This is a genomic window from Lysinibacillus sp. GW823-FHT06C08 (genome assembly GCF_058795135.1).
Map to the genome: position 1 here is coordinate 180,668 of NZ_JBXAHN010000009.1, position 25,555 is coordinate 206,222.

General features: G+C 39.6%; 40 protein-coding genes and 3 pseudogenes. 39 read left to right on the plus strand and 4 right to left on the minus strand.

Features of this window, described 5'->3' with window-relative positions:
• Positions 1–23: 23 nt before the first annotated feature.
• The 35 genes and pseudogenes from rplC (at position 24) to rpsI (ending at position 18,686) form a co-directional block, all read left to right on the plus strand.
• On the plus strand, positions 24–653 hold the full coding sequence (gene rplC / locus AC1Q6O_RS19165) for a 50S ribosomal protein L3 (RefSeq protein ID WP_025116441.1): 630 nt from the start codon (positions 24–26) through the stop codon (positions 651–653).
• Positions 654–679: 26 nt separating this feature from the next.
• Positions 680–1,303 (plus strand): 50S ribosomal protein L4, encoded by a 624-nt coding sequence (gene rplD, locus AC1Q6O_RS19170; RefSeq protein ID WP_012296062.1) that lies wholly within the window; start codon positions 680–682, stop codon positions 1,301–1,303.
• Positions 1,303–1,587, plus strand: a complete 285-nt coding sequence (rplW, locus tag AC1Q6O_RS19175) for a 50S ribosomal protein L23 (RefSeq protein ID WP_008181914.1) — start codon at positions 1,303–1,305, stop codon at positions 1,585–1,587. Before rplD ends, rplW begins: the two co-directional genes overlap by 1 nt.
• A gap of 48 nt (positions 1,588–1,635) precedes the next feature.
• On the plus strand, positions 1,636–2,466 hold the full coding sequence (rplB, locus tag AC1Q6O_RS19180; RefSeq protein ID WP_008181913.1) for a 50S ribosomal protein L2: 831 nt from the start codon (positions 1,636–1,638) through the stop codon (positions 2,464–2,466).
• Positions 2,467–2,526: 60 nt separating this feature from the next.
• Positions 2,527–2,805, plus strand: coding sequence for a 30S ribosomal protein S19 (rpsS, locus tag AC1Q6O_RS19185; RefSeq protein ID WP_089986390.1), 279 nt, complete (start codon positions 2,527–2,529; stop codon positions 2,803–2,805).
• A 22-nt stretch (positions 2,806–2,827) separates the two neighbouring features.
• Complete coding sequence (gene rplV, locus AC1Q6O_RS19190) at positions 2,828–3,172, plus strand: 50S ribosomal protein L22 (RefSeq protein ID WP_004233639.1); 345 nt, start codon at positions 2,828–2,830, stop codon at positions 3,170–3,172.
• Between the two features lie 3 nt (positions 3,173–3,175).
• Positions 3,176–3,829, plus strand: coding sequence for a 30S ribosomal protein S3 (rpsC, locus tag AC1Q6O_RS19195; protein ID WP_025116438.1), 654 nt, complete (start codon positions 3,176–3,178; stop codon positions 3,827–3,829).
• 1 nt (position 3,830) lies between these two features.
• Positions 3,831–4,265 carry a 50S ribosomal protein L16 gene (gene rplP / locus AC1Q6O_RS19200; RefSeq protein WP_025116437.1) on the plus strand — a complete coding sequence of 145 codons (435 nt, stop codon included), beginning with the start codon at positions 3,831–3,833 and terminating at the stop codon, positions 4,263–4,265.
• A complete protein-coding gene (rpmC, locus tag AC1Q6O_RS19205; protein ID WP_004233646.1) occupies positions 4,255–4,455 on the plus strand; it encodes a 50S ribosomal protein L29 in 201 nt (66 codons plus the stop codon). The genes rplP and rpmC overlap by 11 nt, the downstream gene beginning before the upstream one ends.
• Positions 4,456–4,473: 18 nt before the next feature.
• Positions 4,474–4,737, plus strand: coding sequence for a 30S ribosomal protein S17 (gene rpsQ / locus AC1Q6O_RS19210; RefSeq protein ID WP_008181723.1), 264 nt, complete (start codon positions 4,474–4,476; stop codon positions 4,735–4,737).
• Positions 4,738–4,779: 42 nt separating this feature from the next.
• Positions 4,780–5,148 (plus strand): 50S ribosomal protein L14, encoded by a 369-nt coding sequence (gene rplN / locus AC1Q6O_RS19215; protein WP_004233650.1) that lies wholly within the window; start codon positions 4,780–4,782, stop codon positions 5,146–5,148.
• A gap of 35 nt (positions 5,149–5,183) precedes the next feature.
• Positions 5,184–5,492: a 50S ribosomal protein L24 gene (gene rplX, locus AC1Q6O_RS19220; protein WP_004233652.1), complete on the plus strand. Its 309-nt coding sequence runs from the start codon at positions 5,184–5,186 to the stop codon at positions 5,490–5,492.
• 29 nt (positions 5,493–5,521) lie between these two features.
• Positions 5,522–6,061, plus strand: a complete 540-nt coding sequence (gene rplE, locus AC1Q6O_RS19225; RefSeq protein ID WP_008181719.1) for a 50S ribosomal protein L5 — start codon at positions 5,522–5,524, stop codon at positions 6,059–6,061.
• 21 nt (positions 6,062–6,082) lie between these two features.
• Positions 6,083–6,268 (plus strand): type Z 30S ribosomal protein S14, encoded by a 186-nt coding sequence (locus AC1Q6O_RS19230; RefSeq protein ID WP_004233656.1) that lies wholly within the window; start codon positions 6,083–6,085, stop codon positions 6,266–6,268.
• Positions 6,269–6,297: 29 nt separating this feature from the next.
• The gene (gene rpsH / locus AC1Q6O_RS19235) at positions 6,298–6,696 is read left to right on the plus strand and encodes a 30S ribosomal protein S8 (protein ID WP_008181717.1); all 399 of its coding nucleotides are present in this window, start codon (positions 6,298–6,300) and stop codon (positions 6,694–6,696) included.
• Positions 6,697–6,726: 30 nt separating this feature from the next.
• The gene (rplF, locus tag AC1Q6O_RS19240; RefSeq protein WP_008181715.1) at positions 6,727–7,266 is read left to right on the plus strand and encodes a 50S ribosomal protein L6; all 540 of its coding nucleotides are present in this window, start codon (positions 6,727–6,729) and stop codon (positions 7,264–7,266) included.
• A 32-nt stretch (positions 7,267–7,298) separates the two neighbouring features.
• A complete protein-coding gene (rplR, locus tag AC1Q6O_RS19245) occupies positions 7,299–7,658 on the plus strand; it encodes a 50S ribosomal protein L18 (RefSeq protein ID WP_008181713.1) in 360 nt (119 codons plus the stop codon).
• Between the two features lie 21 nt (positions 7,659–7,679).
• Positions 7,680–8,183: a 30S ribosomal protein S5 gene (gene rpsE / locus AC1Q6O_RS19250; protein ID WP_008181711.1), complete on the plus strand. Its 504-nt coding sequence runs from the start codon at positions 7,680–7,682 to the stop codon at positions 8,181–8,183.
• Between the two features lie 15 nt (positions 8,184–8,198).
• Complete coding sequence (rpmD, locus tag AC1Q6O_RS19255) at positions 8,199–8,381, plus strand: 50S ribosomal protein L30 (RefSeq protein ID WP_004233668.1); 183 nt, start codon at positions 8,199–8,201, stop codon at positions 8,379–8,381.
• A 34-nt stretch (positions 8,382–8,415) separates the two neighbouring features.
• Positions 8,416–8,856 (plus strand): 50S ribosomal protein L15, encoded by a 441-nt coding sequence (gene rplO / locus AC1Q6O_RS19260; protein WP_008181708.1) that lies wholly within the window; start codon positions 8,416–8,418, stop codon positions 8,854–8,856.
• On the plus strand, positions 8,856–10,151 hold the full coding sequence (gene secY / locus AC1Q6O_RS19265) for a preprotein translocase subunit SecY (protein WP_008181706.1): 1,296 nt from the start codon (positions 8,856–8,858) through the stop codon (positions 10,149–10,151). The genes rplO and secY overlap by 1 nt, the downstream gene beginning before the upstream one ends.
• Before the next feature lie 70 nt (positions 10,152–10,221).
• On the plus strand, positions 10,222–10,875 hold the full coding sequence (locus tag AC1Q6O_RS19270) for an adenylate kinase (RefSeq protein WP_008181705.1): 654 nt from the start codon (positions 10,222–10,224) through the stop codon (positions 10,873–10,875).
• 249 nt (positions 10,876–11,124) lie between these two features.
• Positions 11,125–11,202: pseudogene (locus AC1Q6O_RS19275) on the plus strand (type I methionyl aminopeptidase); the annotation flags it as partial.
• A gap of 86 nt (positions 11,203–11,288) precedes the next feature.
• Positions 11,289–11,507, plus strand: coding sequence for a translation initiation factor IF-1 (gene infA / locus AC1Q6O_RS19280; protein WP_004233690.1), 219 nt, complete (start codon positions 11,289–11,291; stop codon positions 11,505–11,507).
• Positions 11,508–11,544: 37 nt separating this feature from the next.
• Positions 11,545–11,658: a 50S ribosomal protein L36 gene (gene rpmJ / locus AC1Q6O_RS19285; RefSeq protein ID WP_000868344.1), complete on the plus strand. Its 114-nt coding sequence runs from the start codon at positions 11,545–11,547 to the stop codon at positions 11,656–11,658.
• A 24-nt stretch (positions 11,659–11,682) separates the two neighbouring features.
• The gene (gene rpsM, locus AC1Q6O_RS19290) at positions 11,683–12,048 is read left to right on the plus strand and encodes a 30S ribosomal protein S13 (RefSeq protein WP_004233729.1); all 366 of its coding nucleotides are present in this window, start codon (positions 11,683–11,685) and stop codon (positions 12,046–12,048) included.
• A 25-nt stretch (positions 12,049–12,073) separates the two neighbouring features.
• Positions 12,074–12,463, plus strand: a complete 390-nt coding sequence (gene rpsK, locus AC1Q6O_RS19295) for a 30S ribosomal protein S11 (protein ID WP_004233731.1) — start codon at positions 12,074–12,076, stop codon at positions 12,461–12,463.
• A 139-nt stretch (positions 12,464–12,602) separates the two neighbouring features.
• On the plus strand, positions 12,603–13,547 hold the full coding sequence (locus tag AC1Q6O_RS19300; RefSeq protein ID WP_004233733.1) for a DNA-directed RNA polymerase subunit alpha: 945 nt from the start codon (positions 12,603–12,605) through the stop codon (positions 13,545–13,547).
• 57 nt (positions 13,548–13,604) lie between these two features.
• A complete protein-coding gene (rplQ, locus tag AC1Q6O_RS19305; RefSeq protein ID WP_008181938.1) occupies positions 13,605–13,985 on the plus strand; it encodes a 50S ribosomal protein L17 in 381 nt (126 codons plus the stop codon).
• 424 nt (positions 13,986–14,409) lie between these two features.
• Positions 14,410–15,255 (plus strand): energy-coupling factor ABC transporter ATP-binding protein, encoded by an 846-nt coding sequence (locus tag AC1Q6O_RS19310; protein WP_036121589.1) that lies wholly within the window; start codon positions 14,410–14,412, stop codon positions 15,253–15,255.
• Entirely contained in the window at positions 15,231–16,103 is an 873-nt protein-coding gene (locus AC1Q6O_RS19315) for an energy-coupling factor ABC transporter ATP-binding protein (protein ID WP_008181920.1), read from the plus strand. Before AC1Q6O_RS19310 ends, AC1Q6O_RS19315 begins: the two co-directional genes overlap by 25 nt.
• Positions 16,100–16,897 (plus strand): energy-coupling factor transporter transmembrane component T family protein, encoded by a 798-nt coding sequence (locus tag AC1Q6O_RS19320; protein WP_008181921.1) that lies wholly within the window; start codon positions 16,100–16,102, stop codon positions 16,895–16,897. Before AC1Q6O_RS19315 ends, AC1Q6O_RS19320 begins: the two co-directional genes overlap by 4 nt.
• Before the next feature lie 13 nt (positions 16,898–16,910).
• A complete protein-coding gene (truA, locus tag AC1Q6O_RS19325; RefSeq protein ID WP_090002638.1) occupies positions 16,911–17,651 on the plus strand; it encodes a tRNA pseudouridine(38-40) synthase TruA in 741 nt (246 codons plus the stop codon).
• 179 nt (positions 17,652–17,830) lie between these two features.
• A complete protein-coding gene (rplM, locus tag AC1Q6O_RS19330) occupies positions 17,831–18,268 on the plus strand; it encodes a 50S ribosomal protein L13 (RefSeq protein WP_004233742.1) in 438 nt (145 codons plus the stop codon).
• Between the two features lie 25 nt (positions 18,269–18,293).
• Complete coding sequence (rpsI, locus tag AC1Q6O_RS19335) at positions 18,294–18,686, plus strand: 30S ribosomal protein S9 (RefSeq protein WP_004233744.1); 393 nt, start codon at positions 18,294–18,296, stop codon at positions 18,684–18,686.
• 117 nt (positions 18,687–18,803) lie between these two features.
• On the opposite strand, the pseudogene AC1Q6O_RS19340 reads toward rpsI, so the two are convergent.
• Positions 18,804–19,188, minus strand: a pseudogene (locus tag AC1Q6O_RS19340) (nucleoside deaminase); the annotation flags it as partial.
• Between the two features lie 23 nt (positions 19,189–19,211).
• Positions 19,212–19,802, minus strand: coding sequence for an ankyrin repeat domain-containing protein (locus AC1Q6O_RS19345; protein ID WP_089986387.1), 591 nt, complete (start codon positions 19,800–19,802; stop codon positions 19,212–19,214).
• Between the two features lie 446 nt (positions 19,803–20,248).
• Here AC1Q6O_RS19345 and AC1Q6O_RS19350 point away from each other — a divergent pair.
• From AC1Q6O_RS19350 to AC1Q6O_RS19360, 3 genes and pseudogenes are all read left to right on the plus strand, one after another.
• A pseudogene (locus AC1Q6O_RS19350) lies at positions 20,249–21,127 on the plus strand (DUF4822 domain-containing protein); the annotation flags it as partial.
• A gap of 131 nt (positions 21,128–21,258) precedes the next feature.
• Positions 21,259–21,972, plus strand: coding sequence for an N-acetylmuramoyl-L-alanine amidase (locus AC1Q6O_RS19355; RefSeq protein ID WP_008175554.1), 714 nt, complete (start codon positions 21,259–21,261; stop codon positions 21,970–21,972).
• 72 nt (positions 21,973–22,044) lie between these two features.
• Positions 22,045–23,100, plus strand: a complete 1,056-nt coding sequence (locus AC1Q6O_RS19360) for a P-loop NTPase (protein ID WP_043989963.1) — start codon at positions 22,045–22,047, stop codon at positions 23,098–23,100.
• A gap of 52 nt (positions 23,101–23,152) precedes the next feature.
• On the opposite strand, the gene gerD is transcribed toward AC1Q6O_RS19360, so the two are convergent.
• Positions 23,153–23,761, minus strand: coding sequence for a spore germination lipoprotein GerD (gerD, locus tag AC1Q6O_RS19365; RefSeq protein WP_043989959.1), 609 nt, complete (start codon positions 23,759–23,761; stop codon positions 23,153–23,155).
• 151 nt (positions 23,762–23,912) lie between these two features.
• On the opposite strand from gerD, the gene AC1Q6O_RS19370 reads away from it, so the two are divergent.
• Positions 23,913–24,587, plus strand: coding sequence for a KinB-signaling pathway activation protein (locus AC1Q6O_RS19370; RefSeq protein WP_107922715.1), 675 nt, complete (start codon positions 23,913–23,915; stop codon positions 24,585–24,587).
• A gap of 41 nt (positions 24,588–24,628) precedes the next feature.
• On the opposite strand, the gene AC1Q6O_RS19375 is transcribed toward AC1Q6O_RS19370, so the two are convergent.
• Positions 24,629–25,285, minus strand: coding sequence for a hypothetical protein (locus tag AC1Q6O_RS19375; RefSeq protein ID WP_043989957.1), 657 nt, complete (start codon positions 25,283–25,285; stop codon positions 24,629–24,631).
• Between the last annotated feature and the right edge of the window lie 270 nt (positions 25,286–25,555).

Genomic DNA, 25,555 nt, shown 5'->3' on the forward strand with positions numbered 1-25,555 from the left:
AAAACTTACAGGAGGTGTGACAAATGGCTAAAGGAATCTTAGGTAGAAAAATTGGTATGACACAAGTTTTCGCTGAAAACGGCGATTTAATCCCGGTAACAGTTATCGAAGCTACTCCAAACGTAGTACTTCAAAAGAAAACTGTTGAAACAGACGGCTACGAAGCAATTCAAGTTGGTTTCGAAGATAAGCGCGTTAAGCTTTCTAACAAACCACAACAAGGTCACGTAGCAAAAGCGAACACTGCTCCTAAGCGCTTCATTCGTGAATTCCGCAACGTGAACGTGGAAGAGTACGAAGTTGGTCAAGAAGTCAAAGTAGAAATTTTCGCAGAAGGCGATGTAATCGATGTAACAGGTGTTACTAAGGGTAAAGGTTTCCAAGGTGTAATTAAACGCCACGGACAATCTCGTGGTCCTATGGCCCACGGTTCTCGTTACCACCGTCGTCCTGGTTCAATGGGTCCAGTTGCTCCGAACCGCGTATTTAAACAAAAGAAATTACCTGGTCAAATGGGTGGCAATGTAGTTACAATCCAAAACTTAGAAGTCGTGAAAGTTGATACAGATCGTAACTTACTACTTGTTAAAGGTAATGTTCCTGGTTCTAAAAAAGCTCTAGTTACAGTAAAAACTGCAATTAAAGCTAAGTAATCATTTAAGGAAAGGAGGAAACAGGAATGACAAAAGTATCTGTACTTAGTCAAACAGGTGCTTCAGTTGGTGAAATCGAATTAAACGATGCGATCTTCGGAATCGAGCCAAATGAAGCAGTATTATTCGACGCAGTAGTAGCTCAACGCGCTTCTCTACGTCAAGGTAATCACAAGGTTAAAAACCGTTCTGAAGTTGCTGGTGGTGGTCGTAAGCCATGGCGTCAAAAAGGAACTGGTCGTGCTCGACAAGGTTCTATCCGTTCTCCACAATGGCGCGGCGGTGGTATCGTATTCGGTCCTACTCCACGTAGCTATTCTTATAAATTACCTAAAAAAGTTCGTCGCTTAGCTCTTAAATCTGCTTTATCAGCTAAAGTAGTAGAACAAAACTTCTTAGTTCTTGATGCTCTAACTCTAGCAGCACCAAAAACAAAAGAATTCACAAAAATCCTTAAAGATCTTTCTTTAGAGAAAAAATCTTTATTCGTAACTGCTGACCTAGATGAAAACGTAGCATTATCTGCTCGTAACATCCCTGGTGTAACAGTTTTAACTGCAAATGGAATCAACGTTCTTGATCTTTTAGGTCACGAAAAAGTTGTATTCACTAAATCTGCAGTAGAAAAAGTTGAGGAGGTGCTTGGATAATGGAAGCACGTGATATTTTAAAACGTCCGGTCATTACTGAGCGTTCTTCAGAACTTATGGCAGAGAAAAAGTATACTTTCGAAGTAGACACTCGCGCTAATAAAACTCAAGTAAAAGACGCTGTAGAAGAAATCTTTGGTGTAAATGTTGAGAAAGTAAACGTTCTTAACTACAAAGGTAAATTCAAACGCGTTGGCCGTTACGGTGGTTACACTAACAAACGTCGTAAAGCGATTGTTAAATTAACTGCTGATAGCAAAGAAATCGAATTATTCGAAATGTAATCCCTAGTGGATTTATGATTTGAACACTCAAGAAGGAGGGAAAACACAATGGCGATTAAAAAGTATAAACCTACCTCTAATGGTCGTCGTAACATGACGTCATTAGACTTTGCGGAAATTACAACTAACAAGCCTGAGAAATCATTGCTTGAACCAACTAAACGCAAAGCTGGTCGTAACAACCAAGGTAAAATCACTGTTCGTCATCATGGTGGTGGTCATAAGAAGCAATACCGTGTTATCGATTTCAAACGTGTTAAAGATAGCATTCCGGCAAAAGTTGCTACTATTGAATATGATCCAAACCGTTCTGCGAATATCGCATTAATCAATTACGCTGATGGAGCAAAAGCTTATATCTTAGCACCTAAAGGTCTAGAGGTTGGTCAAACAATCGTTTCTGGTCCGGATGCTGATATTAAAGTAGGTAACGCTTTACCATTAGCAAACATTCCAATGGGTACTACAATCCATAACATCGAGTTAAAACCTGGTAAAGGTGGACAATTAGTACGTTCTGCTGGTACTTCTGCTCAAGTACTTGGTCGTGAAGGAAAGTACGTAATCGTTCGTCTTCAATCTGGTGAAGTACGTTTAGTGTTAGCTACTTGCCGCGCTACAATCGGTCAAGTTGGTAATGAACAACACGAACTTGTACACATCGGTAAAGCAGGTCGTAGCCGTTGGTTAGGTAAACGCCCAGAAGTTCGTGGTTCTGTAATGAACCCTAACGATCACCCACACGGTGGTGGTGAAGGACGTTCTCCAATCGGACGTAAATCACCAATGACTCCTTGGGGTAAACCAGCACTTGGTTACAAAACTCGCAAGAAGAAAAACAAATCGGATAAATTTATCATCCGTGGTCGTAAAAAATAAAGTGGTTAAACTACGGTTCTATGTGAGAGCCGTGGTGGAATCACAGAGGGAGGTTCCTACATGGGTCGCAGCTTGAAAAAAGGACCTTTTGTCGATGACCACTTAATAAAAAAAGTGGAAGTACAAGAGGCTTCTGAGAAAAAACAAGTTATCAAAACTTGGTCACGCCGTTCTACAATCTTTCCGAACTTTATCGGTTTAACGATTGCTGTATATGATGGACGTAAACATGTTCCTGTATACGTAACAGAAGATATGGTAGGCCATAAACTTGGTGAGTTCGCACCGACACGTACTTACAAAGGTCACGGTGCAGACGACAAGAAAACAAGACGCTAATTTTGAGAGGAGGTAAATCCTAATGACACAAGCTAAAGCTATCGCTCGTACAGTACGCATTGCTCCTCGCAAAGTACGTCTAGTTGTAGACTTAATCCGAGGCAAGCAAGTTGGTGAGGCAGTTGCAATTTTACGTCATACTCCAAAAGCGGCGTCTCCAGTCGTTGAGAAAGTATTAAAATCTGCAGTTGCTAATGCTGAGCACAACTACGATCTTGACATCAACTCTTTAGTAGTTTCTGAAGTGTTCGTTGATGAAGGTCCAACTTTAAAACGTTTCCGTCCACGTGCGCAAGGACGTGCAAGCGCAATTAACAAACGCACAAGCCACATCACTCTAGTGGTATCTGAGAAGAAGGAGGGTTAATCCGTGGGTCAAAAAGTACATCCAATAGGACTACGCGTTGGTATTATTCGTGACTGGGAGTCAAAATGGTACGCTGAAAAAGACTATGCAACTCTACTTCACGAAGACATCAAAGTGCGTAAATATATTGAAACGGCTCTTAAAGACGCTTCTGTTTCTAAAGTGGAAATCGAACGTGCTGCAAACCGTGTAAACATTACAATTCACACTGCGAAACCAGGTATGGTAATCGGTAAAGGTGGTACTGAAGTTGAAAATCTTCGTAAATACCTTAGCGAGTTAACTGGTAAACGTGTACACATCAACATCATTGAAATTAAACGTGCAGATCTTGACGCTCGTCTAGTAGCTGAAAACATCGCTCGTCAATTAGAAAACCGTGTATCATTCCGTCGTGCGCAAAAGCAAGCGATCCAACGCACAATCCGTGCTGGTGCAAAAGGAATTAAAACACAAGTATCTGGTCGTTTAGGTGGCGCTGATATCGCGCGTGCTGAACACTATAGTGAAGGAACTGTTCCACTTCATACTCTACGTGCTGACATTGATTATGCACACGCAGAAGCTGACACTACTTACGGTAAATTAGGCGTTAAAGTATGGATCTACCGTGGTGAAGTTCTTCCTACGAAGAAATCTGTGGAAGGAGGCAAATAATATGTTATTGCCTAAACGCGTAAAATACCGTCGTGAACACCGCGGAAACATGCGTGGCGAAGCGAAAGGCGGCAAGGAAGTATCTTTCGGCGAATGGGGCTTACAAGCTCAAACAGCTAGCTGGATTACTAACCGTCAAATCGAATCTGCACGTATCGCGATGACTCGTTACATGAAACGTGGCGGTAAAGTTTGGATTAAAATCTTCCCACATAAACCTTACACTAAAAAACCTCTAGAAGTCCGCATGGGTTCTGGTAAAGGTTCTCCTGAAGGTTGGGTAGCAGTAGTAAAACCAGGAAAAATTATGTTCGAAATTGCTGGTGTATCTGAAGAGATCGCACGCGAAGCACTTCGTTTAGCATCACATAAGCTTCCTGTTAAATGTAAGATCGTAAAACGTCAAGAAACTGGTGGTGAATCTAATGAAAGCTAATGAAATCCGTGACCTTGCCACTTCTGAAATTGAATTAAAAGTGAAATCACTGAAAGAAGAGCTTTTCAACCTTCGCTTCCAATTGGCGACTGGTCAATTAGAAAACACAGCTCGTATTCGTGAAGTGCGTAAAGCAATCGCGCGTATGAAAACTGTTATTCGTGAAAGAGAAATCAGTGCAAATAACTGATAAAGGAGGTTTTCAAGTATGACTGAGCGTAACCAACGCAAAGTTTACACGGGCCGCGTTGTTTCAGATAAAATGGACAAAACTGTTACTGTTTTAGTTGAAACTCACAAAAAGCACAAGCTTTACGGTAAACGTGTAAAATACTCTAAAAAGTTTAAAGCTCATGATGAGCAAAACCAAGCGAAAATCGGTGATATCGTACGTATCATGGAGACTCGCCCGCTATCAGCTACTAAACGTTTCCGTCTAGTTGAAGTTGTAGAAAAAGCGGTTATTATTTAATAACTATTTCGGAACAACCATTTCCGAAGGGAGGTAACCTAAGTGATCCAACAAGAAAGTCGTATGAAAGTTGCTGACAACTCAGGTGCACGTGAAGTTCTTACAATTAAAGTGCTTGGTGGCTCTGGCCGTAAAACTGCTAACATCGGTGATATCGTTGTTTGTACAGTTAAGAAAGCAACACCAGGTGGCGTTGTCAAGAAGGGTGACGTTGTTAAAGCTGTTATCGTTCGTACTAAATCAGGCGTTCGTCGTAAAGACGGTACGTACATCAAATTTGATGAAAATGCTTGTGTAATTATTCGTGATGATAAATCACCACGCGGAACTCGTATTTTCGGACCTGTTGCACGTGAATTACGTGACAGCAACTTCATGAAAATCGTTTCTCTAGCTCCAGAAGTTCTTTAATTTCATGATAGTGCCAATCAAGGAGGTGCGACAGCATGCATGTAAAAAAAGGTGACAAGGTTAAGGTTATCACTGGTAAGGACAAAGGCAAAGAAGGAGTAATCCTAGCTGCTTTCCCTAAACAAGATCGCGTTCTTGTTGAAGGTGTTAATATCGTGAAAAAACACGTTAAACCTAACCAATTGAATCCACAAGGTGGGATTGTAAGCCAAGAGGCTGCAATTCACGTTTCGAACGTAATGCTAATCGATCCTAAATCTGGCGAGCCGACTCGTGTAGGTTATAAAATCGAAAACGGTAAAAAAGTTCGTGTTGCAAAAAAATCAGGTGCAGTAATCGACTAATTAGTAAATAAAAGAAGGGAGGTACACACATGAGCCGCCTAAAAGAAAAGTATTTAAACGAAGTTTCTCCTGCTCTTATGAGCAAATTTGGATATAAATCAGTTATGCAATTGCCGAAAGTTGACAAAATCGTTATCAACATGGGTGTTGGTGATGCTGTTCAAAACTCTAAAGCATTAGATGCAGCTGTAGAAGAATTAACAATTATCACTGGTCAAAAACCAGTAGTAACTAAAGCGAAAAAATCGATCGCTGGTTTCCGTTTACGTGAAGGTATGCCTATCGGTGCTAAAGTTACATTACGCGGTGAGCGTATGTATGAATTCTTGGACAAATTAATCTCAATTTCACTTCCTCGTGTACGTGACTTCCGTGGTGTTTCTAAAAAAGCATTCGATGGTCGCGGTAACTACACTCTAGGTGTTAAAGAGCAATTAATTTTCCCAGAAATCGATTACGATAAAGTTTCAAAAGTACGCGGTATGGACATCGTGATCGTAACGACAGCGAACTCTGACGAAGAAGCTCGCGAGTTATTGACACAATTCGGTATGCCGTTCCAAAAGTAATCAAACAAGGAGGGCGAAAACGTGGCTAAAAAATCTATGATCGTTAAACAACAACGTAAGCAAAAGTTTAAAGTGCAAGAATATACACGTTGTGAACGCTGTGGCCGTCCACACTCTGTATATCGCAAATTCAAACTTTGCCGTATTTGTTTCCGAGAACTTGCATATAAGGGACAAATTCCTGGCGTGAAAAAAGCCAGCTGGTAATCCCCTAATTTGGGAAGGAGGTAAATGTAATGACAATGACTGATCCGATTGCAGATATGCTTACTCGCATTCGTAATGCGAACATGGTTCGTCACGAGAAGTTAGAAGTACCAGCTTCCAACGTGAAAAAAGAAATCGCTGAAATTTTAAAGCGTGAAGGTTTCGTACGTGACGTAGAATACGTGGAAGACAACAAGCAAGGTATTATCCGTATCTTCTTAAAATATGGTAAAGATAACGAGCGTGTTATCACTGGCTTAAAACGTATTTCTAAACCTGGTCTACGCGTATACGCAAAAACAAATGAAGTTCCTAAAGTACTGAACGGTCTTGGTATCGCTTTAGTGTCAACTTCACAAGGTTTATTAACAGATAAAGAAGCTCGCGCTAAACAAGTTGGCGGCGAAGTTCTAGCATACGTTTGGTAATTAGCAATAAATGAATGGAGGTGCAACTAAATGTCTCGTGTAGGTAAAAAAATTATCGAGGTACCAGCTAACGTAACTGTTACTGTTGCAGCTGACAACACTGTTACTGTTAAAGGTCCTAAAGGCGAACTTGTTCGTTCTTTCCACCAAGATATGAAAATTGAGCAAGAAGGTAACGTAATCTCAGTATCACGTCCTTCTGAATCAAAAGAACACCGCACAAACCACGGTACTACTCGTGCGCTTCTAGCGAACATGGTTACTGGAGTTTCTGCAGGTTTCGAAAAAGCTTTAGAACTTATCGGTGTTGGTTACCGTGCGCAATTACAAGGCAAAAAACTTGTACTTAACGTAGGTTACTCTCACCCAGTAGAGTTCACACCTGAAGATGGTCTTGAAATTGAAGTTCCTTCTAACACTAAAATCATCATTAAAGGTATTAGCAAAGAGCGCGTTGGTGCTCTAGCATCTAACATCCGTGACGTTCGTCCACCAGAGCCATATAAAGGTAAAGGTATCCGTTACGAAGGCGAATACGTTCGTCGTAAAGAAGGTAAAACAGGTAAATAATGCTGCTTAAGCATTAGAAAGGAGTGACCCTTGTGATTACGAAACAGGATAAAAATCAAGTTCGTAAAAAACGTCATGCGCGAGTACGTTCTAAAATTTCGGGTACTGCTGAGCGTCCACGCTTAAACGTATTCCGTTCTAACAAGAACATCTACGCTCAACTTATCGATGACGTAGCAGGCGTAACAATTGTTAGCGCATCTTCTCAAGAAAAAGGTTTTGAAGGTGCTGGTAGCAATGTTGAAACTGCATCAAAAATCGGTGAAACAATCGCGAAACGCGCTGCGGAAAAAAATATTACTGCTGTAGTTTTTGACCGTGGTGGTTACTTATATCATGGACGCGTGAAAGCTTTAGCTGAAGCTGCACGTGAGAATGGTTTAGAATTTTAATAAGAAGGAGGGACACATTTCATGAGTCGAATTGACGCAAACAAACTTGGAGAACTTGAAGAACGCGTAGTTACTATTAACCGTGTTGCTAAAGTTGTTAAAGGTGGACGTCGCTTCCGCTTCACAGCACTTGTTGTTGTTGGCGATAGAAACGGTCATGTAGGTTTCGGTACTGGTAAAGCTCAAGAGGTTCCAGATGCTATCCGTAAAGCTGTTGAAGATGCGAAGAAAAACTTAGTAGAAGTGCCACGTGTTGGTGGAACAACTCCACACCTAGTGCTTGGTCGCTTCGGTGCAGGAGAAATCCTAATTAAACCTGCTGCTCCTGGTACAGGGGTTATCGCTGGTGGTCCAGTACGTGCAGTACTAGAACTTGCTGGTATTACTGATATTCTTTCAAAATCTCTTGGATCTAACACACCAATCAACATGGTGCGTGCAACTGTTCAAGGTTTAACTGAATTAAAACGCGTAGAGGACGTAGCAAAATTACGTGGTAAATCAGTGGAAGAAATATTAGGATAAGGGGGGAAAGATAATATGGCTAACAAATTAGAAATCACCCTTACTAAATCTGTGATTGGTACTAAACCTGCTCAACGCAAAACTGTTGAAGCTCTAGGTTTACGTAAATTACACCAAACTGTAGAGAAAGCTGATAACGCAGCTACTCGCGGTATGCTTGATAAAGTAGCTCACTTAGTTACTGTAAAAGAAATTTAATTTCTAATTAATGAACAAGGAGGTGCCACCCACTATGAAACTGCATGAGTTAAAACCAGCAGAAGGTTCTCGTAAGCAACGCAACCGCGTTGGTCGTGGTATCGGTTCTGGTAACGGTAAAACAGCAGGTAAAGGTCATAAAGGTCAAAACGCTCGTTCTGGTGGCGGTGTACGCCCAGGCTTTGAAGGCGGTCAAAACCCATTATTCCGTCGTTTACCAAAACGTGGCTTTACGAACATTAACCGTAAAGAATACGCGATCGTTAACCTTGATGCTTTAAACCGTTTCGAAGACGGTGCAGAGGTAACAACTGCATTATTACTTGAAACTGGTCTTGTGAGTAATGAAAAAGCTGGAATTAAAGTTCTTGGCAACGGAACTCTTAACAAAAAGCTTACTGTAAAAGCTCATAAATTCTCAGCTTCAGCTAAAGAAGCAATCGAGAATGCCGGCGGAACTACTGAGGTGATTTAATGTTTCAGACAATCTCTAACTTTATGCGTGTTCGAGATATAAGAAATAAAATCATTTTCACACTTTTAATGTTAATCGTTTTCCGTATTGGAACATTCATTCCAGTGCCTAACGTTGACGCAAATGTATTAAAGGCAACTGATGAGTTTAACCTCGTTGGTTTCCTGAATACTTTTGGCGGTGGTGCTTTAAAGAACTTCTCTATCTTCGCGATGGGAATTATGCCTTACATCACAGCCTCAATTATTGTTCAGTTATTGCAAATGGACGTAGTACCGAAGTTTGCTGAATGGGCAAAGCAAGGTGAAGTCGGAAGACGTAAACTTGCACAATTCACTCGCTACTTTACTATTATTCTTGCTTTCATCCAATCATTCGCAATGTCATTCGGTTTTAATAGAATGTATGGCGGATCATTGATTAAAGAAGAAGGGATTCTAACATATGTTACAATCGCCATTGTATTGACAGCGGGGACAGCTTTCCTTGTATGGCTTGCAGAGCAAATTACTGCACATGGTGTTGGTAATGGTATATCTGTTGTAATCTTCGCAGGTATCGTCGCAGCATTGCCTACAGGAATGAACCAAATCTTTGCACAGCAAATCGAGGGTGCTGGTGATAAATTATTTATCAATATTGTAGTCCTTGCATTGCTTGTATTGGTTTTACTCGCAGTTGTAGTTGGAGTTATATACGTGCAACAAGCACTTCGTAAAATTCCAATTCAATATGCAAAACGAGTTACTGGACGTAATCAACAAACTGGTGGTCAACAAACACATTTACCTTTAAAAGTAAATGCTGCAGGGGTTATTCCGGTAATCTTTTCAGTAGCGTTTATTGTTACACCACGTACGTTAGCTACGTTCTTTGGTCAAAATGACGTAACAACTTTCATTGAAAACACGTTTGATTATACGAAACCTGTTGGAATGATTATTTACGTTGCATTGATCGTCGCGTTCACATATTTCTATGCATTCGTACAAGTGAATCCTGAAAATGTGGCAGACAACTTGAAAAAACAAGGTGCTTATATTCCGGGTATTCGTCCTGGTGAAAACACTCAAGCGTATTTAACAAGCGTGTTATATCGTCTAACATTTGTTGGTGCGATATTCTTAACTGTTATTGCTGTAATGCCGATTTTATTCATTAACTTTATGAATTTACCTGCCTCAGTGCAAATCGGTGGTACTAGTATTATTATCGTAGTCGGCGTAGCGCTGGAAACGATGAAACAGCTAGAATCTCAACTTGTTAAACGTCACTACAAAGGCTTTATGAAATAATGTTGGTTTTTAGGGAACGTTCCATCGTTTCCTTAAATCAGCAAACCTTTGGTGGGAGGAATATTTCCTAATGAATATCGTTTTAATGGGTCTGCCAGGTGCTGGTAAAGGTACTCAGGCAGATAAAATTGTTGAGAAGTACGCGATTCCTCATATTTCTACAGGCGATATGTTCCGTGCTGCTATTAAAGAAGGTACAGAACTTGGCTTACAAGCTAAGTCGTTTATGGATCAAGGTGCTCTAGTACCGGATGAAGTAACGATTGGTATTGTTCGTGAGCGACTTGCTAAACCTGATTGTGAAAAGGGCTTCCTATTAGATGGTTTCCCACGTACTGTTCCTCAAGCTGAAGCTTTAGATAGCATTCTTGCTGATCTTGGTAAGGCAATAGAACATACTTTAAACATTCAAGTTGAAAAGGATGAGTTAATTGCTCGTCTTTCAGGTCGACGCATTTGTAAAACTTGTGGCGCATCCTATCATTTAGTTTTCAATCCTCCAGCTGAGGAAGGAAAATGTGATAAAGATGGTGGCGAGCTTTACACACGTGCCGATGATAATCCTGAAACGGTTGCGAACCGTCTGGAAGTTAATATGAAACAAGCACAACCTTTACTTGATTTCTATCAATTAAAAGGTGTGTTAACTAATATAGATGGACAGCAAGATATAAACAAAGTGTTTGCTGATCTTGATGCTCTTTTACAGGGCAGCCGCAGCTGATACCCGGCTCCGGGCGCAGAATACTGCTTCCGCGGGAGGCATGCGGGAGCAACAACGAAACATAATTTTTTTGAGAGTTGCAAAAGCATATTGTGCCCGGTATATATTTCTTCTAAAAAGTGCAACATATCTTTTGGAGGAGTATAATGGGTTTCGTGGAAGCATCTGTGTAACGGGTATGAATATCTCATCAAAGACATTCCGGTATTCGTGTAAACATGGGAGTTACAGTGCCCTTATAGGTTCTGGATATTCCGTGGATTGTGTGAAGCGAAACCAGACGAGCGTCTTTCAAACATCTCTCATACAATCCAAACATATGTTGAAACGAGGTTGCTTCTATAGTTGCAGCAGATATCCGTTTGATGTAACGATGAGAACTTTAATTTGCATATAGAGAGGAGACAGAGTAGATGGCGAAAGATGATGTAATTGAAGTCGAAGGGACAGTTGTTGAGACTTTGCCAAACGCGATGTTTAAGGTAGAATTAGAAAATGGACATGTGATTCTAGCACACGTATCTGGTAAGATTCGTATGCACTTTATCCGTATTCTACCTGGAGATAAGGTTACTATCGAGTTATCTCCTTATGATTTAACTCGCGGTCGTATCACATACCGTTTTAAATAATCTTTTGCGCTCCGGACTACTAAGGAGGTTAGGTTAGATGAAAGTGAGACCATCTGTGAAACCGATCTGCGAAAAATGTAAAGTAATTCGCCGACGCGGTAAAGTAATGGTAATCTGTGAAAATCCTAAACATAAACAAAAACAAGGTTAATTCTAAAGGAGGTGCACAACGTACATGGCACGTATTGCTGGTGTTGATATTCCTCGCGACAAACGCGTGGTAATTTCATTAACGTACATTTTCGGTATTGGTAAAACTACAGCTCAGAAAGTACTAGCTGACGCAGGTATTTCAGAAGATACACGCGTACGCGACTTAACTGAAGATGAGTTAAACAAAATCCGTGAACAATTAGATTCTTACAAACTTGAAGGTGACTTACGTCGCGAAACTTCATTAAATATTAAACGTCTGATGGAAATCGGTTCATTCCGTGGTATCCGTCACCGTCGTGGCTTACCTGTTCGTGGCCAAAATACGAAGAACAATGCGCGTACGCGTAAAGGTCCTCGTAAAACTGTAGCGAACAAGAAAAAATAATTGGTAAAGGAGGTTCCTTCTTAACATGGCTCGTAAACAACAAACTCGTAAACGTCGTGTGAAAAAGAATATCGAATCTGGTATCGCACACATTCGTTCTACATTTAACAATACAATCGTAACGATTACAGATATGCAAGGTAACGCTGTATCTTGGTCAAGTGCTGGTGCTCTTGGTTTCCGTGGTTCACGTAAATCTACACCATTCGCTGCTCAAATGGCTGCAGAAACTGCTGCTAAAACATCCCTTGAACATGGTCTGAAAACGTTGGAAGTAACTGTTAAAGGTCCTGGTGCTGGTCGTGAAGCTGCAATCCGTGCACTTCAAGCTGCTGGTTTAGAAGTAACTGCTATTAAAGACGTTACTCCAGTTCCTCATAATGGTTGCCGTCCGCCAAAACGTCGTCGCGTGTAATGGGTGCGTCTCATATTGTATGAGAACATCATTTTTTGTACAGACTGTCTTGTGCAGATAATAAACGATACGTCATTGACGATCGAATCTATGATGGAAAGAACCTATACATTCGATGTTTTGAAGGAGGGTAAATAAAATGATCGAAATTGAAAAACCAAAGATTGAAACGGTGGAGATCAGCGAAGATTCCAAGTATGGAAAGTTTGTTGTAGAACCGCTTGAACGCGGATATGGAAACACTTTGGGTAATTCTTTACGTCGTATCCTTCTGTCTTCATTACCAGGAGCTGCTGTCACGTCCATTCAAATTGATGGCGTTCTTCACGAATTCTCAACTGTAGAAGGCGTAGTAGAAGATGTAGCTTCAATCATTTTGAACGTGAAAAAACTAGCTCTTAAAATCTACTCTGACGAAGAAAAAGTTATTGAGATTGATGTAAAAGGCGATGGTACAGTTACGGCTGCTGACATTACACATGACAGTGATGTAGAAATTTTAAACCCTGATCTATATATTGCAACAATCGCTAAAAACGGTCATTTACGTATGCGTATGTACGCACAACGCGGCCGTGGTTACACTCCTGCTGATCAAAACAAACGTGAGGATCTTCCTATCGGCGTGATCCCGATCGACTCTATTTACACTCCAGTATCACGCGTCAATTTCCAAGTGGAAAATACTCGTGTAGGTCAGTCTTCTGACTACGATAAACTTTCTCTTGATGTGTGGACAGATGGCAGCATCGGTCCGAAAGAGGCGATTTCGCTCGGAGCAAAAATTTTAACCGAGCATCTTAACATCTTCGTTGGCATGACAGATGAGGCACAAACTGCTGAAATCATGGTTGAAAAAGAAGAAGATCAAAAAGAAAAAGTTTTAGAGATGACTATCGAAGAACTTGACCTTTCTGTTCGTTCTTATAACTGCTTAAAACGCGCTGGTATTAACACAGTACTAGAACTTGCGAATAAGTCAGAAGATGACATGATGAAAGTTCGTAACCTTGGACGTAAGTCACTAGAAGAAGTAAAAGCGAAGTTAGAAGAGCTTGGTTTAGGATTACGCAAAGAAGACTAAGCGATTTAAACAAAACTAACAAGGTCAGATTTTTTTCTATAAAGGAGGGAAACATCCATGGGTTACAGAAAACTTGGTCGTACAAGTTCTCAACGTAAAGCGATGTTACGTGACTTAGCTACTGATTTAATCATCAACGAGCGTATCGAAACTACTGAGGCTCGCGCTAAAGAAGTACGTAAAGCTGTTGAAAAAATGATTACTTTAGGTAAGCGCGGAGATTTACATGCACGCCGTCAAGCTGCTGCATTCATCCGTCGTGAACTAGTAACAACGACTGATGCAGAAGGTAACGAATCAACATCATTTGCACTTCAAAAGTTATTTGATGATGTTGCACCACGTTATGCGGAGCGTCAAGGTGGTTACACTCGTATTCTTAAAGTAGGTCCTCGTCGTGGTGACGGTGCACCTGTAGTTGTGATTGAACTAGTTTAATCATAAGAGAAAACTTGTGGTGAAGAGGGTGGGAATCACCACCCTCTTTCTTTATAAATGATTTATACGACAAATAATTAAGCTGAGCGTTATGATGAGCGGACACTAAGGTGTGGCGTCTCGTTTAGCTCTCCGCACCTCATTCAGGAGAGATAAGGGCTTGAGCACCCTTATTTCTTGAAAATGTAACGACTAGCGCATTTCTATTGAATGAGGTGCGCGCTTTTTTATTACTAAGGATAGCGCCAATTTGTGGTGCTTTTTTTAATATATGGGTTTCGTGTTTTCCCCAATCACAGCATGACGAGATCGTTTCATTATTTTAGTATTTTACTTTTATCGACATAAGGATTGTAGTAGAATTCATACATAAAAAAGTGTAAGTTAGTTAGTAGAGCTGAGCATGTAGAGAGGAGTTCTAGAAATGCCTGAAATTTTATCTTTAAATAATGTGACTTTTTCATATACACCAGAAGAACCAACTAGTCGTAATGCTGTCGAAAATGTTAGCTTCGCCGTTGAAGAGGGAGAATGGATTGCTATAGTAGGACATAATGGTTCTGGAAAATCGACCATAGCAAAGTTGATGAATGGTTTGCTATTTCCTCAAAAAGGAGATGTCCGCATTTTACGAGAACCATTAAGTGAAGAAAACCTTTGGGAGTCCCGTTCTCTCATGGGTATGGTTTTTCAAAACCCAGACAATCAATTCGTCGGTGCAACCGTACAGGATGATGTTGCGTTTGCATTGGAAAACAACGGCGTGCCTTTTGAAGAAATGGTACAGCGTGTTCATGCGGCACTGGAACAAGTAAAAATGAGCCACTTTTTAGATCATGAGCCACACCATTTATCGGGAGGGCAAAAGCAACGTGTCGCGATTGCAGGAGCACTTGCGTTAAAGCCGAAGCTTCTTATATTAGATGAAGCTACTTCTATGCTAGATCCGCAGGGACGTGGAGAGGTATTACAAACTGTTCAAACTTTACGTGCTGAAACAGGACTTACTGTCCTATCCATCACCCATGATTTAGAAGAGGCGATGCTAGCAGATCGTGTACTCTTTATGAATGATGGGAAGAAGTTTGCAGAAGGTATCCCTGCTGAAATATTTGCTCTTGGGGACAAGCTAGTGGAATTTGGACTAGACTTGCCATTTGCACTAAAGTTATCAAAGCTATTGCAAAAGGAAGGTGTTCCATTAATGGGACAACATATGACAGAAGAAGAGTTGGTGAATGATTTATGGACATCAAACTTCAACAAGTAAGCTATGCTTATGCACAAGGGACGCCTTTTGAAAAACGGGCACTATTCGATGTAAAATTCGATATCCCATCACACACCTATCAAGCAATTATTGGTCATACGGGTTCCGGTAAATCAACTATTCTCCAGCATTTTAATGCGCTTCTAAAACCTACTTCAGGAGAAGTACATATCGGGGATCGTGTAGTTGTAGCCGGAAAAAAAGCAAAGGATTTAAAAGCTGTACGACAAAAGGTCGGCATCGTCTTTCAATTCCCTGAGCATCAATTATTCGAAGAAACGGTGTTAAAGGATATTATGTTTGGTCCCATGAACTTTGGCGTACCAGAAAAGGAAGCCGAAGATCGGGCACGAGAACTTGTCAGCTTAGTGGGGTTACCAGAAGACGTTCTAGATAAATCTCCGTTTGATTTATCGGGAGGTCAAATGCGTCGAGTAGCGATAGCAGGTGTTTTAGCGATGGAGCCTGAAGTAATTGTGTTGGATGAACCTACCGCAGGCTTAGATCCACGTGGTCAGAAAGAAATTATGGATATGTTTTATCAGCTTCATCAGGAACGTCACCTGACAACAATTCTAGTGACGCATAGCATGGAAGATGCTGCTCGATATGCTGATAATATTGTGATTATGCATGAAGGTAAAAATGTTTTAAGTGGAACACCGCGAGATATATTTAAGGATGTTGATACATTAAAGAGCTTCCGCTTAGAGCCACCACGCATTGTACGCTTTCAACAAAAGATAGAGCAAATGATGGGGAAACCCTTATCAAAAGTTTGCTTAACCGAAGAAGAACTTGCAGCTGAAATTGCTCAAGTGCTAGGAGAGGAGCGTGCGGAATCATGATGGAAAAAATGATTTTTGGACGCTACTTACCTGGAGATTCTCCCGTTCATAAACTGGATCCACGCTCTAAGCTAATCTTTGTTTTTGCTTTTATTATTATAGTATTTTTGGCCAATAATACAGTGACGTATGCTATGCTCTTGGCATTCACGCTTCTTGTTGTATTAATATCACGAATTCGCTTGTATTTTTTGATAAATGGTCTTAAACCGGTTCTCTTTTTAATGGCCTTTACCTTCTTGCTTCATATTTTTATGACGAAGGAAGGCGTTCCCGTTTTTGACTCGAAGTATATTACCATATACGATGAGGGGATTAGACGGGGGATTTATATTTCAGTACGTTTTCTAGTATTAGTATTTATAACATCTATCTTAACTTTAACAACGTCACCGATTTCCATTACAGACGGTATTGAAGTCCTTTTAAATCCTCTGAAGGTATTGAAAGTACCTGTCCATGAATTAGCTTTAATGATGTCGATTTCTTTACGCTTCATTCCAACTTTAATGGATGAAACAGATAAGATTATGAAAGCACAAATGGCACGAGGCTCTGATCTATCCTCAGGCCCAATAAAAGACCGTATTAAAGCTGTAGTGCCATTACTAGTACCTCTTTTTGTCAGTGCATTTAAACGGGCTGAAGATTTAGCCACAGCGATGGAAGTAAGAGGCTATCGCGGAGGGGAAGGGCGTACTAGATATCGTAGGCTAAAATGGGATATGGGTGATACATTTGCGCTTGTATTATTAGTAGCAATAGGTGTATTGCTATTCTTCTATAGAAGCTAAAGGAGTATGCTTTATGCGACGATTAAAAGTAATTATTAGCTATGACGGCACACTTTTCTCAGGCTATCAAGTACAGCCTGGGGAACGCACCGTGCAGGCAGAAATAGAACGTGTATTAGCCATTATGCATAAAGAGGAAAAGGTGAAGGTAACCGCAAGTGGACGTACAGATGCTAGGGTTCATGCAACAGGGCAAACATTGCATTTTGATACACCACTAGCCATTCCAGCTGACAAGTATCGCAAAGCTTTGAATGTGCAGCTCCCTAGAGATATTCGCGTAATGTCTGTAGAAGAAGTAGAACATGATTTTCATGCACGCTATAGTGTAACTGGGAAGCGATACCGTTATATTTGGTCCTGTGAGCCTATTCAAAATCCATTTAGGAGACATTATACAGTTGAGACAAACGGGGTCAAACCGGATGTAGTTGCCATGCAGAAGGCTGCTCAAGCTATCATTGGGACACATGACTTTTCATGCTTCTGCGCATCCAATACAAGTGTTCAGGATAAAGTAAGGACAGTAACCTCACTACAATTTGAGTGGCATGGGGAAGAGCTTCATATGGTTATTGAAGGCAGTGGCTTCTTATATAATATGGTGCGAATTATTGCAGGTACATTGTGGGAAGTTGGTATTGATCGCCGGACGATTGAAAATATAGCACTGGTAGTTGCTTCAGAAGATCGGGATAAAGCTGGAAAAACCGCGCCACCACAAGGTTTGTACTTAGAAAAAGTGTTCTATTAGTGTCACTTTCAACCTCGAAACAACTTTACCAGGTGTTTAATGAAATTGCTTGACTTTAAAAGTCATTCATTATATGATAACAGATGGTATTTTCATTACCACCACAAATAAGCCCCGAAAACTTATAGTGTAGTTTAATGAAAAATAACGGTAATCGAATCGATTAGGAGGATATATACATGCGTACAACATTCATGGCTAAAGGTCACGAAGTAGACCGTAAATGGTTAGTAGTTGATGCAGAAGGCCAAACTCTTGGACGTTTAGCTTCTGAAGTAGCTGCAATCTTACGTGGTAAACATAAACCAACATTCACACCAAACGTTGACACAGGTGATCACGTAATCATCATCAACGCTGACAAAATCCATTTAACTGGTAACAAATTAGAAGGTAAACTTTACCGTCACCACACTCAATTCGCAGGTGGTTTAAAAACTCGTACTGCTGGTGAAATGCTAGACAAGTACCCAACAAGAATGATCGAATTAGCAGTTAAAGGAATGCTTCCTAAAAACTCTTTAGGTCGTAAAATGTTCACTAAACTTAATGTTTACACTGGAACAGAGCATCCACATGCTGCACAAAAACCAGAAGCATACGAGCTTCGCGGATAATATAAATTAAGAGGAGGATATTACTTTGGCACAAGTTCAATACATCGGCACTGGTCGCCGTAAAAGCTCTGTAGCTCGCGTACGTTTAGTACCAGGTACAGGTAAAATTGTTATCAACAAACGTGAAATCGAAGAATACGTACCATTCGCTGCATTACGTGAAGTAATTAAACAACCATTAGTAGCTACTGAAACTACAGGAAGCTATGATATCCACGTAAACGTTAACGGTGGTGGATACACTGGTCAAGCTGGTGCTGTTCGTCACGGTATCGCTCGTGCTCTACTTCAAGTAGACCCAGATTTCCGTGCTGCATTAAAATCAGCTGGATTACTTACTCGTGATTCACGCATGAAAGAACGTAAAAAACCAGGTCTACGCGGCGCTCGTCGTGCACCTCAGTTCTCAAAACGTTAATTTCAAATTTTTCTATCAAAGACTCTTTCTACTTTTGTGGAAAGGGTCTTTTTGTATGAAAAGAGTAGCCATTATAAAAAGCAATCTTTGGAGTTGTTGTCCGAAGATTGCTCAATATTATTTCTGATGAAATTGTCGATGGAGCTGATGTACCCGTTCAGCTAGTTCAGGAGCTGGACCATCAATAGGTGTATCTCGAATCACTTCTTGAATAGATAAATGACGAACACGTGATGCAGTAGTGATGCCCATATCTTTCAACCATTGTGCAAGTTGTTTGGACGAGCAAGCATAAACAATTCTCCCTAAAACAACCCAACCCAACCATGTGCGCTGCACACATAGGGCAGTGCTCACCGGAAGTATAAACCGTTGTGATACTTCTTTCCTTAGCGGACATATGTTTAGCTGCCCAACGTGCTAATGCAAACTCAGGATGTTGCGTATGGTCGCCACCAGACACATGATTTCGATCTTCGGCTAACACCTCCCCATTCGCAGCTTATATTAACTCTTCCTAGAACTTTATGACTCAGCCTCTTTTAAAATTAACTCTATTTTATGAAAACCTAATTGTTTTGCATGCTGTAACGGTGTGACTCCATCTCTATCAGTAATATTCAAATTTGCCCCATAATCCACTAATAGTTGAACGATTTCTTGATGTCTCTCACCGCCATTCCCTAAAATGACGGCCTCCATTAAAGCTGTCCAATGTAAATTGTTAATATGATTGACATCAATATCTGAATGGTTCAAAAGGACACGAACTACTTCTACATGACCCCGTTCTGCAGCGGGGATAATGGCCACTCCTCCGAAGCGATTCGTCAATTTCGTATTGGCACCAGCAGCGATGGCTAGTTTCACGATTTCTAGAAAACCTGATGCCCCTGCATGAAGGAGTACATTTTCTAGATGATTATCTTGAATATTTATGTCCGCATCATGCTGAATAAGAGCCCTTACTGTTTCCACCTGATTATAATAAGTGGCTGCTAATACCGCTGTTCTGCCTAATTGATCGGTGGCATTGATATCGGCCCCTTCTTGTAGAAGTGTTAGGACTTTATCAGTTTCTCCATTCGCAGCGGCAATAACCAAATGATCGCTCATCTCTATCACCTTCTCTTTCCATATTATAAAAATATGGTAACACGTAACATCTTGCCCGAATAATATGAAAAAAATATACTACGCTTAGCTTTTACATATAGTAGAACACGTTCTTTAGTATATTTATAAAACGTTTAAATAGTCTTCTTAGCATAATAATTGTTAATTCTGCACAGATTTAAAATTATTAAAAATATTTTCGGATAAGTTTATGCTTTTTTAAGAAATTATTTAGAGGGAGTTTAACAATTCATTTTAATATAAATTATGAAAGCTACAGCAAGCCTTTCAAGAGATAGGCTGGTGTAACTAAAAAAATAAAGCAAAAATGGAGGTAAGTAGGTATGAAAAAATTATTGATTATATCTGTTGCAGCAATGGCACTACTTGCAGCATGTCAAGATAAGGAGCCTGCGAAAGGCAACACTACAAATAGTGAGGAAACAAAAACGGAAAGTGCAGCTACAGATAATACAACGAAAGAACAAGCACAGGAGGAACTAACAAAGGGTCAAGAAATGGCTACTATTCTTAGTGCTACAAACTGGCAAGGTACAAAAGTATACGATAAAGATAACAATGATTTAACTGAGGAAAACTCAAACTTTATTGGCTTGGCTAAATATGATGTGAAGACAGGTCATTACGAATTCTTTGATGCTACTACTGGTGAAAGTCGTGATGATAAGGGAACATTTTTCATTACAAATGATGGAAAACAAAGAATCTTAATTTCTGAGTCCAAAAATTATCAAGCACTTGTAGAGATCACAGAATTAAACAAAGATATTTTCACTTATAAACGAATGGGCAAAGATGCTGCTGGAAACGATGTAGAAGTCTTTGTAGAGCATATCCCTTATCAGGAAAAAGAGCTTACATTTACAGATCCAGACAAAACTCTTAATGCGACTACAGGCGATATCGTAACTGATGTAGATGGTGATGAAATTTTAGCGAATACATTGTGGCAGGGCACAGTTGCTTTAGATGAAGATGGTAATGATGTAACGGAATTTAATTCAAATTTCATTAGTATTGCAAAATACGATGCAGAAACGAATAAATATGAATTCTTTAACCCTGAAACAGGCGAGAGTCGCGGCGACTATGGCTACTTTGACGTCATTCATGACAATAAAATCAGAGCTCACGTTTCACTTGGTGATAATAAATATGGTGTGGCTCTAGAAATTACTGAAATGAATGAGAAGAAGTTTACGTATAAACGAACAGGTAAAGATAAAGATGGAAATGAGATAACTGTGTTTGTTGAGCATGAACCATATGAAGGGGAATTTAAACCAGAATTTACACTGCAATAAAATTGTTTATCCTCCCTCTATATAAAATAAATTAAAAACTCTCAAGTTGAATACTTGTGAGTTTTTTTTTCTTTCTGGCATAGTTTATCCACTAACTTCGTACACTAAATGTAAAAGGGTGGTGGATATGGGTGAAGCGCTGGCTGGCACTAGGAGTAATTATGCTTATGAGTATAGTGTTCGTGGCATATGAAACAAATGCTTCGGACCGTAACTTCTTTTTACCAGACCCACTTGGTGGCATAAAAATTGTCATTGATGCAGGGCATGGTGGAGAGGATGGAGGAGCTTCAAAGGGCGAAGTTATTGAAAAGGATATTACACTTGCAATTTCTCAGCATGTGGAGAAGAAATTGAAGAAGAAAGGCGCAACAGTCATCATGACAAGAACAAAAAGTGGTGATGTTATTGATGAACACGCGCCATCAGAAAAATATGGAACGTTAAGAGAGCGTAAAAAACAAGATATCTTTTTAAGAAAGGATATTGTAGAGAAAGAAAAACCAGATGTGTTTATTACCATTCATGCCAATGCTATTCCGGAAACAAAATGGCGTGGCGCACAGGTGTTTTATCATAAGGAAGGACATGCTGACGGTGAGATACTTGCAAAAAGTATTCAAGAGTCGATTCGTACTAATTTAAAAAATACAGACCGAGAAGCATTGTCTATTAAGCAGATTTATTTACTGAAAAAAGCAGAAGTACCTGCGGCATTAGTAGAGACAGGATTTATTAGTAATGATGAAGAGCGAGCATTATTAACAGATAAGAACTACCAAGAAAAAATGGCAGATGCAATTGTTGAAGGTATAGAAGAGTATCTATTAGCCAAAGTTGAGTAGAGCAACATCACAACGTAAATTAAATCATTTATGATATACTAACATGGAGACAATATAAGGGGAGTGTTCGTCGTGATTACTGAACAACAAGTACGAGAAATACTAGGACAACTACAAGATCCATTTTTACATAAATCGCTTGCAGAAACAGATGGAATTACAAACGTAGCAATAAAAGAAGAAAAAAATCATGTCAGTGTAAAAGTTGCGATTGCTAAATTGAATACACCTGAACAATTACAACTACAAATGAAGATTGTTGAGTTGTTAAAAGAAGCGGGTGTAAATACGGTTGGTATTCGTTTTGAAGAGCTATCAGCAGAAAAGCTTCAAAGCTTCCGTGGCACAGCAACAGAATCTGAAGCACAGGATATTTTATCACCGCTTAGCACAGTTCAAGTGATTTCAATTGCTTCGGGTAAAGGTGGAGTAGGTAAATCTACAGTTTCGGTTAACTTAGCTGTTGCCCTAGCTCGTCTAGGCAAAAAAGTGGGCTTAATCGATGCAGATATTTACGGTTTTAGTGTGCCCGATATGATGGGTGTAACGGATATGCCTAAAGTAGTCGATAATCGTATTTTCCCAGTAGATCGCTTTGGTGTAAAAATGATTTCAATGGGCTTCTTTGTAGAAAATAATGCTCCTATTGTATGGCGTGGCCCGATGCTAGGTAAAGTATTAGATCAATTCTTCCGTGATGTAGAGTGGGGAGAGCTTGACTACCTATTATTAGATTTACCACCTGGCACAGGCGATGTTGCATTAGATATTCATCAAATGTTACCTTCATCAAAAGAGATTGTAGTCACAACGCCTCACCCAACAGCAGCATTTGTTGCAGCCCGTGCAGGTGCCATGGCTCTACAAACGGACCATGAAATTTTAGGTGTTATTGAAAACATGGCTTGGTTCCAATCGAAATCAGGTGAAAAAGAGTTTGTCTTTGGGCAAGGCGGAGGTCCTAAACTAGCAGAAGAGCTTCGTACGGAACTACTTGGCCAAATTCCACTTGGTCAACCAGATTGGACTGATGCTGATTTTGCACCATCTGTATATGCTGAAAACCATACTACCGGACAAATTTATTTAGACATCGCGACGACAATCATTGAAAAATTAAATAAATAATAAAAAACGGATTTCCATCCTTTTGGAGGAAATCCGTTTTTTTAATCCACAGTTATTCAGTGCCTTTTTGCTCCTTATCAGTGCTGCCACCGCTTCCACCACTTGCTTCTTTCTTATCGCCACTTCCAGATGAAGTTGTTTCGCCACTCTTTTTAATTAACTCTTGCCATTTTGATTGCATTAATGGGCTTTCGATCGTTTCCTTCACTACTTCCTCCATTTGCTTTCGCATATTGGATGATTTAAGGATAGTCTCTAGCTGTTTCTGCATATCAGGCTGTCCAAAAAAGGCTTCCATATCCTTTTGGAAAGTTGGATCTTTTATTAAATCCTTCATAATATCCTGTTGCTGTTTTTGCATACTTTTTGCAACGGTTTCCTTAAACTTTGGATCTTCAAAGGTTTTCTTCCAAAAGTCTTCAGCTTCCTTGGAAAGTAATGTTTCCTCAGTAGCTTTTTTCACTTCATCATGCTCTAAAATCAACAGCTCACGGAAACTTGGCTCTTCTAAAAGCTGTCGCAATGCCTTTTTACCGTCCTCTGTTTGTAAAGAGTCAATCATAATTTTTTTTATTTCATCATAGGACATAGTAGAGGATTTATCTTGTGAACAGGCAGAAAGAAATAGCATTAGAATCAGTAATAAGGTGAATTTTCGCATCAACAATCAGTCCTTTCTATAGATAGACTCTTTCAATTATTGTTCACATTTCTGATGACTTTATGTATTGGGAAAGATGAGAAATAGCTTTTTTAACAATGCATTGATAAAATAAGGACAGATATATTGAGAAATTGGGGGACTTTTAGTTGTGACGATACGAAATTGGGCAAAGTTTTTCTTCTTTGCAATGCTCGTTGGTGGGGGAGTCAACGGAGTTTTTAGTTTATTTATTCGCTGGGATTTCTTCCAACCATACATAGCAAACGGTCATTGGGGAGAATTTTTCGCTGGACTGTTATGGATGGTCTTCTTAGGATTTACAATGAGTGTTATTGCACAGGCTGGCTTTTTCGCTTATTTAACACTCCATCAAGTAGGTGTAAATATCTTTAGAACACTTACATTGTGGAATTGGGTGCAGCTTTTACTCATTGCAATTACTATTTTTGATATTATTTTCTTCCGTTTTGTACCTGGTGTAAAGGATGGACAAAGCTGGTTGTTTTATGTTGGATTATTAATCGTCCTCATTTTTGGAGCCATAGCTACGGCCGTTCAAAAAGTAAAGTTAACAGGGAAAAAACATGTATTCATTTCTGCTCTGTTCTTCATGATTGTCATTACAACTCTGGAATGGACAATTGCATTAATGGGTCGTGATGAAAATATCAATGAATACGTCGCGTTATTATTATTCCCGTTATTGGCGGTTAATGCATATCAATTACTAGTATTGCCAAAATATAATGCAAAATCCGATGAGGATCGTCAAAAATTAGAAGCACGTCGCAAAGCGCGCCAAGAACAAGCAAAAAATGCTTAAATGCAAAAAAATTGCCTCCTACAAAATAGAGGCAATTTTTTTTATGGAGATTTTTTAGTTTGTACTTTATAGCCAAATATATTTTCCTCAATTGACATAAACTTATGTTGCTGTATTAAAGTATTAAGTTCTTTAAAAGTAATTGAGCTATCTTGGTGTAATGGAACAAAGACAAAGTCCCCTTTTTGGAGTTTTGGTGTTTTCTCACCCTGCCAAATAAGGGATGGAGATAGCAAATTCATTTGTTGCTGAAACAGAGATTTTTGTAAGTCTTGTGAATACTGGTGATTCCGAGTAGCAAACCAAAGTGGCTTTTCCTTGAAATATTGTTCATAAATATCTATATCCTTTTGTACAAGCTTAATGTTAATAGGTTCTTCTATTGAATCCTCTGGTCCAAGTAGTCCTGTAGGTAATTTCCGTTCTTGAATAATTTTTATATGGTCTGGGGAACGCTTGATCCAATCTGTATCTAGAAGAAGAAGCGGATAAGGCTCTTTTACCGTTTTAAGCCAATCCATTAGAGACTCATCAGAGAATGAAACCTCGACAACAAGAGATGTGCCGTAATGACCTTTTGTAACGACAACTGGTGCGTTCGCAATATTAAATACAGAAATCATTGTAGAATTTATAGGCTTTAGAAAAACAAAGAGAATTCCGATTAGAAGCAGTGAAATCAACGTTTTACGGATCATAATAATAACCTCATTTCTATTATTTTAAATAAAAAATAAGTCTCTTTAAAAAAACTTATGATTTAGTGTTGACTTTCATGAATAATCGATGTTATTATGTATAAGTCGCCAAGAGGTGACAGTGAAACAAACAACATGAACCTTGAAAACTGAACAAGCAAAACGTAATCAATAAAGTTTTAAGTAACTAGCTTAGCTAGTGAACAAAACAAAATTTTGGACATCAAAATTGATGCCAGCAAAACAATTTGAGCTAATCAAATTTCTTTT